The 10,503-nt window shown below is 62.0% G+C and carries 10 protein-coding genes, 1 tRNA gene and 1 pseudogene; 5 read left to right on the top strand and 7 right to left on the bottom strand.

Features of this window, described 5'->3' with window-relative positions; translation table 11 throughout:
* Window positions 1–196 precede the first annotated feature (196 nt).
* The gene (locus RN629_RS17785; protein ID WP_407036435.1) at window positions 197–946 is read left to right on the top strand and encodes a hypothetical protein; all 750 of its coding nucleotides are present in this window, start codon (window positions 197–199) and stop codon (window positions 944–946) included.
* A gap of 28 nt (window positions 947–974) precedes the next feature.
* Here the strand turns inward: RN629_RS17785 and RN629_RS17780 are convergent, their stop codons facing one another.
* Window positions 975–1,265: a hypothetical protein gene (locus RN629_RS17780; protein WP_407036434.1), complete on the bottom strand. Its 291-nt coding sequence runs from the start codon at window positions 1,263–1,265 to the stop codon at window positions 975–977.
* Window positions 1,266–1,333: 68 nt separating this feature from the next.
* Window positions 1,334–5,485, bottom strand: coding sequence for an RHS repeat-associated core domain-containing protein (locus RN629_RS17775; protein ID WP_407036433.1), 4,152 nt, complete (start codon window positions 5,483–5,485; stop codon window positions 1,334–1,336).
* Between the two features lie 183 nt (window positions 5,486–5,668).
* Between RN629_RS17775 and RN629_RS17770 the strand changes: the two genes are divergently transcribed.
* Window positions 5,669–6,184, top strand: coding sequence for a hypothetical protein (locus tag RN629_RS17770; RefSeq protein WP_407036432.1), 516 nt, complete (start codon window positions 5,669–5,671; stop codon window positions 6,182–6,184).
* Between the two features lie 41 nt (window positions 6,185–6,225).
* Here RN629_RS17770 and RN629_RS17765 read toward each other — a convergent pair.
* The 3 genes and pseudogenes from RN629_RS17765 to RN629_RS17755 form a co-directional block, all read right to left on the bottom strand.
* Window positions 6,226–7,036 (bottom strand): annotated as a pseudogene (locus RN629_RS17765) (IS5 family transposase).
* A 354-nt stretch (window positions 7,037–7,390) separates the two neighbouring features.
* Window positions 7,391–7,918, bottom strand: a complete 528-nt coding sequence (locus tag RN629_RS17760) for a GNAT family N-acetyltransferase (RefSeq protein WP_407036431.1) — start codon at window positions 7,916–7,918, stop codon at window positions 7,391–7,393.
* Window positions 7,919–7,921: 3 nt separating this feature from the next.
* Window positions 7,922–8,221 carry a type II toxin-antitoxin system TacA family antitoxin gene (locus RN629_RS17755; RefSeq protein ID WP_407036430.1) on the bottom strand — a complete coding sequence of 100 codons (300 nt, stop codon included), beginning with the start codon at window positions 8,219–8,221 and terminating at the stop codon, window positions 7,922–7,924.
* Window positions 8,222–8,518: 297 nt separating this feature from the next.
* On the opposite strand from RN629_RS17755, the gene RN629_RS17750 reads away from it, so the two are divergent.
* From RN629_RS17750 to RN629_RS17740, 3 genes are read left to right on the top strand one after another with little or no spacing between them, the layout of a single operon-like run.
* Window positions 8,519–8,731, top strand: coding sequence for a hypothetical protein (locus tag RN629_RS17750; RefSeq protein ID WP_407036429.1), 213 nt, complete (start codon window positions 8,519–8,521; stop codon window positions 8,729–8,731).
* 13 nt (window positions 8,732–8,744) lie between these two features.
* Entirely contained in the window at window positions 8,745–9,038 is a 294-nt protein-coding gene (locus RN629_RS17745) for a recombinase family protein (protein WP_407036428.1), read from the top strand.
* A 59-nt stretch (window positions 9,039–9,097) separates the two neighbouring features.
* Entirely contained in the window at window positions 9,098–10,093 is a 996-nt protein-coding gene (locus RN629_RS17740) for an IS481 family transposase (RefSeq protein ID WP_407036436.1), read from the top strand.
* Between the two features lie 54 nt (window positions 10,094–10,147).
* Here the strand turns inward: RN629_RS17740 and RN629_RS17735 are convergent, their stop codons facing one another.
* Both RN629_RS17735 and RN629_RS17730 read right to left on the bottom strand, forming a co-directional pair.
* Window positions 10,148–10,375, bottom strand: coding sequence for a hypothetical protein (locus tag RN629_RS17735; protein ID WP_407036427.1), 228 nt, complete (start codon window positions 10,373–10,375; stop codon window positions 10,148–10,150).
* Window positions 10,376–10,418: 43 nt separating this feature from the next.
* A tRNA-Met gene (locus RN629_RS17730) sits at window positions 10,419–10,495 on the bottom strand.
* Window positions 10,496–10,503 lie beyond the last annotated feature (8 nt).

Raw genomic sequence — 10,503 nt, 5'->3', positions numbered from 1 at the left:
AGATAACCCGCGATCCGCTCCCATTGCTCGTCCGTCAGCGTCCGTCTGCTCAAGGCCTGGCTCCTTCACCAACCTTGAATCAGAACTCTCGCCTCATGGAAATCCTGCAAATGCAGACGCACCCTAGGGCCGGCAGGAGCTGACCGACGCCATCCTCGCCGCCCTCGTCACCGACGGCACGCTCGGCAAGGACGCCATGGTCGCGTCCGTGCTCGAATCCCGCGACCTCACCCGGCCGCAGGCCCGGCTCGCCACCTCCTACCGGCCCGGCGACATCGTCGTCTTCCGCAAGGCTGAGCGGGGCCGTCCCCGTGCCGGGATCGGGCACCGCGTCGAGGCCGTCGACCCCGCGACCGGCACCGTCCGCCTGCGGCCCGACAAGCGCGCCAGGCAGCGCGCCGAGTCCAAGCCCGTCGACTGGCAGCCGGCGCGATGGGGTGCGGACGTGGCCGAGGCGTTCGTGGAGGTGCCGCAGGAATTCCGCACCGGCGACCGCGTGCAGTTCACCCGCAACAACTACCGGGCCGACCGGCTCAACGGACAGACCGCCGAGGTGGTCGCGATCGACCCACAGGGCGCCAGCATGGTGCTCCAGCGCGAGGACGGGCGGCGCGAGATGCTCGATATGGGCCACCTTGCCGACCGCCACGTCCGGCCGGGGTGGGTGCGGACCATCCACAGCGCGCAGGGGGCGACGTGCGATCGGGTGCTCGCCCACCTGGAGGCGTTCCGCGCCAACACCGTCGATGCCCGGTCAGTGTATGTCGCGATCAGTCGCGCCCGCATCGGCGCGGCCGTCTATACCGACAACCGCGCCAGCCTCACCGAAGCTCTCGGCATCCGTGACGGCGCCCAGGTCGGGGCGATCGACGAAACCATGAAGGCGCCGGAGGTGGCGACCGTCACCCCCGCGACGCTCAAGGCCGTGGGGATGGCGATCGGGTAAGCCAGCTCGCGTTGCTCGCTATAGTCGCTTAACTCTTTGCTTGCCGTTCTGGGCAGTCAAGATTCAGCTTGACGTGAACAAGTTCACTTCGCGGAGCGCCGAGAAATATGGGCTGAGCAAGGCGAACCGTCCCATCACAGAACCTCACCTCAACCGTATCACCAACCTTGCGGACACCGAAGCCATGTGGGTTCACGCCCTCGAAGAACTTGGTTTCCTTGCCGTCATAGCGATAAGCTACTTGGTAGCTCTCATCTCCAAGCGCTCCCCCTGAACCACTTATGCTGGTCACGATCACGATATCGCGATCGTAGCGCAACGTTTTAACTTCGCTTGGCGTAGAGCTGCACCCCGCTACGCACATCGCGAGCAGAAGCACAAGGCGCCTCACTTTGAGCACCCCGCCCTGTAGTAATTATATCCTCGCGTCGTTGCGTCAGCATCACCGGGATTATCGCTGCCGCTGGGAATCTGCATCTTTAGAAGGTCTTGAACAACCTGCGCGTTTGCACCCCAGTTAAGGGCCTCCTGCAAGCTCAGTCCTCCAGCGGCGGCTTCTGCGCCAAACAGGAAGTTGCCGTATTCTGCGGAACCCCGAACATACGACTTCGTATCGTTCGTAGCACCGGGAAGACTCTTCAAGAACAACTCGGAGCGGTTGTCGATACTCGAGATGCTGAAGAAATCCCGATTTCGCAACGAAGCTCTGCCCGCCGATGCGTTTACACGCCTGTTCAGTTCACCACGACCAAGGCCAGGGCTTGGAACAGCAGGGCACTGCTTATTCTCCGGCGCTGGAGTGGCGGGAGCCGGCGCACCACCGCCCGCTCCATCGCCGCCTGGGAAGTAACCGGGGCTGGGATCGGGCATTTCGAACCCTCTGTCGAAGCAGTGCGTGACGCTACCGCCGACGACGATCTCGTTCCCTATGCCGTAGCTGTAGCCGGGAGTCGTCGTGCAGTCCTGCCACCTGTACCAGTACAGCCCGGTTGGGTCTGTTCTGTTGACGGGATCGCCGCCGGCATAGTTGTAGAGGTTCATGCCGCCGGCAAGACCGATGGGGTCTGGCTGGAGGAAACGCCCGAGGGTTGGCGAATAGGTGCGGGCCTTGAAGTGGGTCATGCCCAGCTCCGGCAGCCAGGCCTGGCCGGTATACTGGAAGCGCGAGGCATAGTTGCCGCCGGGGATGCCGAACTCGTCATAGGTCATGATCTGGCTGGCGTTGCCGGTGTCGTCCGCGGTCGCCACGACCGACCCGCGTTCGTCGGCATAGAGCCAGCTACGTCCCTGCGGCCCGTAGCTGACGATCGGATCGTCGTTGCCGGTGCTCGGGACGTGACGGCGCACGAGATTGCCGCTCGCGTCATATTCGGCGATCATCTGGTCGCCGGCATAGCCGAAGCGGGTGATGCCACCGCCGTTGACCGCGGTGTAGGACAGGCGACCGAGCGCGTCATAGGCCAGTTGCGCACCCGTGCTCGAGCCGGTCAGATGGCCGAATGCATCATAGCCGTAGCTGATCCCGGAATTGCCGTCCGAGACGAGGTTGCCGCGGCCGTCATAGCCGAGACCGCCATTGCCGATCTGGGTATACTGGTTGAGCACGTTGGACGAATAGGCGCGATCGGCATCGATCTGCCCGGTCCAGGCATAGCTATCGTTCGAACGGGTCTGGATGGTGATCCGCGATAGGTTGTCATAGGTCGAACCGTACGTCACGTCAGCCGCCGTGCCCGCGAGATCATGGCCCAGGCTGGTCAGGCGGGACAGGCCGTCATAGCCATAGCCACTCGATGTGCCGTTCCCGCGCGAGATCGCGGTTCGGCGACCCAGGGCATCATAGCCATATTCCGCAAGGACGGCGCCGCCATTCTCCCGGATACGCTGCAACAGCCCGTTGGGCCGATACTCATAACTGGCGAAAAAGCCGTCGGCCCAGGTGATGCGCGTGCGATTGCCGCTCGCGTCATACTGGTAGGCGGTGGCTCGCGGTCCGATCCCGCCGAGGTTGGTCGTTTCCGTCACCATGCGACCAAGGGCATCATATGCCATGGTCGTGCTGTTTGTCCACGGCGCCTGCCCGTTGCCGTTCGATGCCGATGTCACGCGGCCGAACAGGTCGTAACCGAGCGATATGTTGCTGTTCGATCCTCCTCCCGGGAGGTTCATCGTCGTTACGCGACCGAGCAGGTCATAGCCCATCGAGATCGTCAACGAATCGCGCTGGCGCATGTCGGTAGGGTCGCCATAGCCGTTGCGACTGATATATTCGTAGCTCTGGTCGGCGAAGGTGGTGCGCACCAGACGGTCGAAGCCATCATATTGATATGAGGTGACATTCGATTTCGCATCGGTGACGCTGGCGATCTGGCCGTTGCCGGTATAGCCATAGGTAGCAACCGCGACCCCATTCTGTTTCTCGGTCGTGACGCGCCCGTCGGAACCGTAGACGCTTTCGCGAACGTCATCAGAGCTGGCACCGCCATTGACCGTGGTACAGGCGTCGCCCGAGCCGGAGCCGCTTCGACTGGCGGTACAGCGCAGCCGGTCGTCCGCGTCATAGGCATAGTCGGTAGCCTGATAGAGGTTGGCACCTCTTGCGGTGCTGACGGCCGGCCGCCCCTTGGCGTCGAACTGGGTCTCTACCGATTGTGATACCGATAGCCCGTTCCACGCCGCATCATCCGTACCGGTCACCGTGCCGGTCTCGACGAGGCTGACGCGTCCGGCGCCATCGCGGCTGATGCGCATCGCGCGCCGCGAACCCGACCCGTCGGCATTGGGCGCCGCCGCGATCTGACCGATCACCTCGCGCATGCGATTATAGCGCGCCGTGACGGTGTCGGCCGATCCGGCCAAAGGCCCGTCCACCGCGATGGGATTGCCGTAGCGATCGTACGTCATCGTCGTCGTCGCCACGACCGAATTGTCGCCCGCCCGCACCGTCACGCTGGTCGGAAGGAGATTGTTGGGCTGCCCCGGCGCGCCATAGGCAATTTCCGTCACCGTCTCGTTCGCACTGCCGGCGCAGGTCGTGGCGACGGAACATTCGGCGGTGCGGGTCAGCTTCCAGATCGGCGACGCCGATTGCTCGAGCGCTCCGTTCACATTGAGATACCATGCATAGAGTTGCTGATAGTCGAACGTCTTCTGACGGCGCGCGCCGTTCCCGGCGGACGGATAGGTGATCCTGATCACTTTCCCGTGCGCGGGCCCATATTCATAGTCCGTGACCTGGCCCCGAATGTCGGTCGTCGTCACCGGCTTGTCGCACGCCCCGACCGGACAGGACACCGCGAAGGTCGCGGAGGTCGACAACTGCTCGGTACCTGATTTGCTCACCATGACGGTGGTGACGATGTTGCCACGACCATCGCGGGTATAGTTCGTGCGATTGCCTTCCGGGCTGATGATCGAGGTCAGCCAGCTGCTGCTGTCATATTCATAGCGCGTCGTGCCACCGGTCCCAACCCGTATGCTCGTCAGCAGCTTTCGAGCCGGGTTCGACGTCACCACGGTCTGGAGACCGGAAGGCGCCGTGACGACGGTCGTCTGGTCGGTCGCCGAGCCGGAGTAGCTGTACTGCCAGGTGGAGCCGCCCTTGGTGTAACTGGTGACGCGATTGCCATCGTCATAGGTCAGGGTGATGAAGTTTTCGGGATATCCAGCGGGCCTGATCGCGACGATGCGGCCCGCTGCGTCATAGGTCAGGTCAGTCTGCCGTCCTTTGGCATCGACCCGCGATTCGACGCCGCCGCTTCCATAATAGCGCGCATGGTTCCACGTCGGACTATCGAGAAAGCAGGTCTGGATGGTGCAGTTCTGCTCCGCTGAGTTGGCAGCGATGACACCGGCCAGGGTCATCCAGCGCGGCGCGGTGCCCTCATCAAGGTCGTCCTGCGATCCACCGCCGCGATACGCGAAAAGAAGCTTGTAGCCGTCGTTGCTCGTTACTTCCGATACCCGGCTGATCTGGCGTGTGCCGCATCCGCCAGCACAGAAGGGAACCTGTCCCAGTTCGTATGCGATCTGGACCTTCTTGCCGTTGGGATAAGCAATGCTGATGGCACGCTGCGCGGCGACGCGGATCATCTCGGATCGAACTGCGGCGCTGAACTGATACACCACGCCATCGGCGGTCGTGTAGACATAGCCTTGCGCGTTCGTCGCTATCGTCGCGCCGGTGCCGTTGACGCTGTTGTTGTGCTGGAAGCTGAACTTGTCGGTTATCTCGCCGATCGTGACGTTGAGATACCCGCCGGAGTTGGTGATTCCCGTCATATAATCATCGTCATAGCCCCGGTCGCGTTGCACGCGGGAATAGGACAATCCGAAGTCGTGGCCAGCATCGCCGATACTGATTTCCGACGAAAAATAGTAGAACTTGCCAGTGACCAGATCGACGCCGCGTTCATCGCGCTGATAGCGTTCGGGTGGCGCGGGCTGATCGCCTGCCGTCTGTGCGACAGCTACCGCCGGGAGCAGAACGCCGCTCGCAACCAGCGATGACCCAAGAAGAAACAAAAGCTTTGCTTTCATCTTATCCCCCGGTTTGACGTAAGCCGCGACTCAAAGGCCGGCTATGCTGATGGGGAGGATCTCCAAACTTTGTGACGCCATGAAGACTTCAAAACGGAGGAAATTCTTTTGCCGCTGTAACCTTACCGTCATCGACCAGTGAAAACCTACGAGCAATGATATCGTTCGATTCGGGGGGAAGGCATGAGAAAGACTTCTGCTCTCGTCATGATCAGTGCTTTGGCGAGCATCGTATCGCCTGCGCTCGCTTCCGAGACCGTGACATACTCCTACGACTATCTTGGTCGACTGACGAAAGTCGCACGCAGCGGCGGCCCCGCATCCGGCTCAACGATCGACCTCACCCATGATTCCGCTGCGAACCGCACCCGCGTCGTCTCCGTCAAAGGGCAGGCGTCCGGCGGTGGGAGTTGCGGTTTCCGTATACATGACGCCGACGGGAACAGCGAGTTCAGCTTCGGTGTACCGGTCCAGCGGATCGGCTCCTGCTCCGCAAACGTCGTCGTAAACTACAACGACGGTTTTAACAGAACAGGGCAACTGACCTTTACCCCCTCCACCGAGTATCAATACATCAACATCCCCGGCAGCGGCAGCAACTGCTACGATGCCACGGTCACCGCAACGATCACGATCGCATCCGGTCCCGGATACATCGATCGCGGCGCCGCTACCGTCACCGTCGTCAGCAACTGTTGAGACGAGTCTTGAAGTTTACTCTGTACATATTCTAGAGGCTGTTATGAACCTGTGGCGAGGGTCGCGGCCTGCTTCATCATGAGGCAGGCGAAAGCGACGACATGAAGTCCGGCGAGTGTTTGGGCATAGCGCTCGTAATCTTTGACGAGGCGCCTGAAGCGTGTCGCCCATGCGAATGACCGCTCGACGACCCAGCGCCTTGGCAGGAGGACGAAGCCGCGCTTGGCCTGCGGCAGTTTGACGACTTCGAGCGCGATGCGGTGCCTGGCTGCGGCATCGGCGGCCCGTTCGCCGGTATAGCCCTGATCCACCCAGGCCAGCTCTACCGTGTCGCCGGTGACCGCCTGCACGGTACGCGCGAGCTGCTCCACCTCACCACGATCCTCGGCGCTGGCCGGCGTCACATGGAGGGCGAGCAGATGGCCCAGCGTGTCGACGGCCATGTGGATATTCGAGCCCTTCTTGCGCTTGGCCCCGTCATAGCCGGCACGCTCGCCGCTTTCGGGCGTGGAGCGCAGCGTCCGACTGTCGATGATCGCGGCACTCGGCTCGGCCTTGTGCCCGGCCGCCAGCCGCAGCACCGCGCGCAGATCGTCCACCAGCGCCTTCGAAGCACCCCGCCGCCAGCCAGCGCTGCGTCTGCTGGTACACCGCCGCCCACGGCGGCAGGTCGTTGGGCATCCATCGCCACGGTGCGCCCGTCTTCACGATGTAGCGCAGCCCGTTGAACACCTCCCGCAGATCGTGCTCCCGCTGACCGGCATCCTCGCGTTGCAGTAGCAGGTACGGCGCGACCAGCGACCATTCCTCATCGCTCACGTCAGATGGATAGGGCTTGCGACAAATATTCATCCCGTCACAGATGAATCTCCAAACCTCACAAGTCCATAACAGCCTCTAGGAAGATGGCAGTATCTTCCGGTAATTGAAGCAATTGTAGCAGGGCAAGACGTGCCTGGTAAATGTACCCTAGGCCCTGTTCGCCAGCCGAATACTTATCTGTAGGCGCCTCTGCCATCTCAAAGTCCTTGCGCTAATTATCGGAGTGCGACTCCGACGGGTGCCCTGCCCAGATAGACCGTTCCCATTTCAGATAACTGTGATCACCTAATCTGACAGATTTAACTTAATCAATAAATACTTCAATGCTTTGAAAGCGTAGACGTAATACGCTTGAAGGGCGAAAGGCCTTCTCGGCGAAGGCCATCAACCCTCATCTGGCTTACAATTTTCCTCCTCCCCCAACGACGCAGCGATTGCGGCGATGGATTGGAACAGGACGAGTTGTTCGTCCTTCGACGGCATGAACCCGCGCCGCTGCCAGAACCGCGCCGCTTCCTCATCCACAGCGTTGACCATCAGTGCCCTGCCGCCGATCAGACTTGCGGCCTGAACGCAACGCTGGAGCGCATGCTTCACCAGCCCCGTGCCGATACCATTGCCTGCCCATTGCGTATCGGTGGCAAGCTGGCCGAGCAGCAGGCATGGGACCGGATCGGGCGGCTGGCCGGTGCGGACCGAGCGCGGCAGCACCGCCGGAACCACGGCCGTCGGCGCCAATCCGTAATAGCCGACCACACGCCCGCCCTCATGCACGACGAGCACAGCGGTAAAGCCCTTCTCCTGATTGGAAAGCGCCCGCATCTTCAGCCAGTGATCGAGCGTCGGCTTGCCGCAGGAAAATTGCGAGACATCATGTTCCGCGCTGAGCGGTTCGGGAACCGAAAGCGCCACGGCTCAGCGCTTAGCGTCGCAGCCGGCTTCCCAGGGCGCGGGTAGCCTCGCCAGTTCCACCATCTCCGGGACAGGCGCGGCGGGTGCGGCCAGAACCTCCATGAACTCGGCAAACCCTTCAGGACTCATGCGGATCAGCCGGTTCTCCATCAGCACGTCCTCGGCCGCTCGCACGGCGGCGTCGCGCACGAAGTCGGTGCGCGAGCGCCCGCGCAGGCTGGCGGCGCGATCGATCATCGCGACGTCCGCCTCTGGCAGGCGCATCGAGATCGGGTATTCCTTGCGTTCTGCGGTGCTGGCCATAACTTTCTCCTTGACTGCAAGATAGCGCCTTGTAGCGTGAAATGCAATACATCATGGTGGTCGGTGCTGACGACGCGATCCTTTATCCCGGAATGATGGTATCAAGGCGCAGTCGTCGAGGAGTCACCATGCGCTTCGAGCCGGTTTTACAGATTTCGCGCCAGTCATTTCGCTATGCCGGAGCACGCCATGCTTCGCTGGCGCTCGCCTTGATGCGCGTGATCGCGCCTTTCAGCGCCGGTTTTCTGCCTTTTATTCCAGTTGTTTATGTATCTTGTGGCATCAATTCTTCGTTCCATGACGCAAAAGGCACGCCCATCGACAAAGATTGCACCCAGCGAGCGAGAAGAACTGCTCGAAGCGATGCTCATCGCCGTGCCGGAACTCACCTTCACGCCGCGCGGCGACCCGGACCCTCGCCTCGTCCAGCTCGCCCGGCTGCTCGGCCGTCAGATGGCGCGTCAGAACTTCGAGGCGCAGATGCACAGACGGGGGCGAGGCTCCCGATAACGAGTCATGCCCAATGAAGGTCGCGATCTACGCCCGTTATTCCTCCGACAACCAGTGCGACGCCTCGATCGAGGACCAGATCCGCCTGTGCCGACTGCATGCCGAGAAACAGGGCTGGCACGTCGTCGAGCAATATACCGATCACGCCATCTCCGGTGCGTCGCTGCTGCGGCCGGGCATTCAGGCGCTAATCTCCGATGCCACACGCGGCCGATTCGATGTGATCCTGTCCGAGGCGATGGACCGGCTGTCGCGCGACAGGAGGACATCGCCGGCATCTTCAAGCGTATGTCCTATGCGGATGTGAAGATCATCACCCTGTCAGAGGGCGAGGTCACGCATCTCCATGTCGGTTTGAAAGGGACGATGAACGCGCTGTTCCTCAAGGAACTAGCCGACAAGACCCGGCGCGGCCAGCGCGGTCGCGTCGAGGCCGGCAAGTCCGGCGGTGGCAATGCCTATGGCTATGATGTCGTCAGGAAGCTGGACGCCAAGTGGCGCAGGCAGTCATCGACGGCCGATCTGCGGACCGGCCCCAGGGAGCCCAGGTCCACAACGCTGACGGTCGAGGAGGAGACCGTAGTGGTTGCGTTCCGGCGCCACACGCTGCTGCCGCTGGATGAGTGTCTCTACGCGCTACAGGCTACGATTCCGCATCTGTCACGCTCCTCGCTACACCGATGCCTGCAGCGTCACGACATCAGCCGGCTACCCGACGTCGATGGCGACAAGCCCACCCGAAAGAAGTTCAAGGCGTATCCCATCGGTTACTTCCACGTCGATCTGGCCGAGGTGCGCACCGAGCAGGGCAAGCTGTACCTACTGGTGGCTATCGACAGGACGTCCAAGTTCGCCTTCGTGGAACTGCACGTGAAAGCCACGCGCCGGATCGCGGGCGACTTCCTGCGGCATCTCGCCGCGGCCGTGCCATACCGGATCCATACGGTGCTCACCGACAACGGGACGCACTTCACCGACCCGACGGGCGATGGCTGGACGCCGGAGGACATCAAGGAGATGCGGGCTAAAAAGCTGCCGTTCCGCTGCCATGCTTTCGAGGCCGCCTGCGCCGACCTCGACATCGAACACCGCCTGACCAAGCCACGGCATCCCTGGATCAATGGGCAGGTCGAACGAATGAACCGGACGATCAAAGTCGCGACCGTCAAGCGCTACCATTACGAAACGCACGACCAGCTTCGCCAGCACCTCGCCGACTTCGTCGCCGACTACAATTTCGCTCGCCGCCTGAAAACCCTGCGCGGCCTCACACCCTACGAAGCCATCTGCAAAGCATGGACAGATGACCCGTGCCGGTTCATCTCAAATCCGCACCATCAATCGCCGGGACCAAACATCTAACGCGAAGATGGTTCTGCTGGAACAACGGAAGGTTGAGGCGACTTCGTTTCTTGCTTAAGCCGATGAGCCGCCCCCCTGCTGCATCCGGCAATGGCGAGCCAATACCGGATGCGCTTCCAGCAGCTTTATGAGTCCCTGCAGGACGATTCCGAAGAACGGCGGATCGAGGCTGCCGACGTGCTGCGCACGCTGGTCGAGGACATCATCCTGACGCCGGTGGACGGCAAGATCGACATCGACGTTCGGGGCGATCTCGCTGGAATCCTTACGCTTTCGGTCCAACGCAAAAACCCCGCGGCGGGAGCTGCGGGGTTGCAAGTAAAGATGGTTGCGGGGGCAGGATTTGAACCTGCGGCCTTCAGGTTATGAGCCTGACGAGCTACCGGGCTGCTCCACCCCGCGACGGGGGA

Origin of the sequence: Facivitalis istanbulensis (assembly GCF_040560405.1) — a bacterium.
Lineage (GTDB): Bacteria > Pseudomonadota > Alphaproteobacteria > Sphingomonadales > Sphingomonadaceae > Sphingomonas > Sphingomonas istanbulensis.
This window is presented reverse-complemented; position numbering and strand designations above follow the sequence as displayed.

What these genes read in the sequence shown, in the direction of transcription:
- RN629_RS17745 (WP_407036428.1), top strand. Translation starts at nt 8,745, where the DNA reads ATGAAGGTCGCGATCTACGCCCGTTATTCCTCCGACAACCAGTGCGAC.
- RN629_RS17750 (WP_407036429.1), top strand. Translation starts at nt 8,519, where the DNA reads ATGACGCAAAAGGCACGCCCATCGACAAAGATTGCACCCAGCGAGCGA.
- RN629_RS17770 (WP_407036432.1), top strand. Translation starts at nt 5,669, where the DNA reads ATGAGAAAGACTTCTGCTCTCGTCATGATCAGTGCTTTGGCGAGCATC.
- RN629_RS17785 (WP_407036435.1), top strand. Translation starts at nt 197, where the DNA reads ATGGTCGCGTCCGTGCTCGAATCCCGCGACCTCACCCGGCCGCAGGCC.
- RN629_RS17740 (WP_407036436.1), top strand. Translation starts at nt 9,098, where the DNA reads ATGAACGCGCTGTTCCTCAAGGAACTAGCCGACAAGACCCGGCGCGGC.
- RN629_RS17775 (WP_407036433.1), bottom strand. Translation starts at nt 5,485, where the DNA reads ATGAAAGCAAAGCTTTTGTTTCTTCTTGGGTCATCGCTGGTTGCGAGC.
- RN629_RS17755 (WP_407036430.1), bottom strand. Translation starts at nt 8,221, where the DNA reads ATGGCCAGCACCGCAGAACGCAAGGAATACCCGATCTCGATGCGCCTG.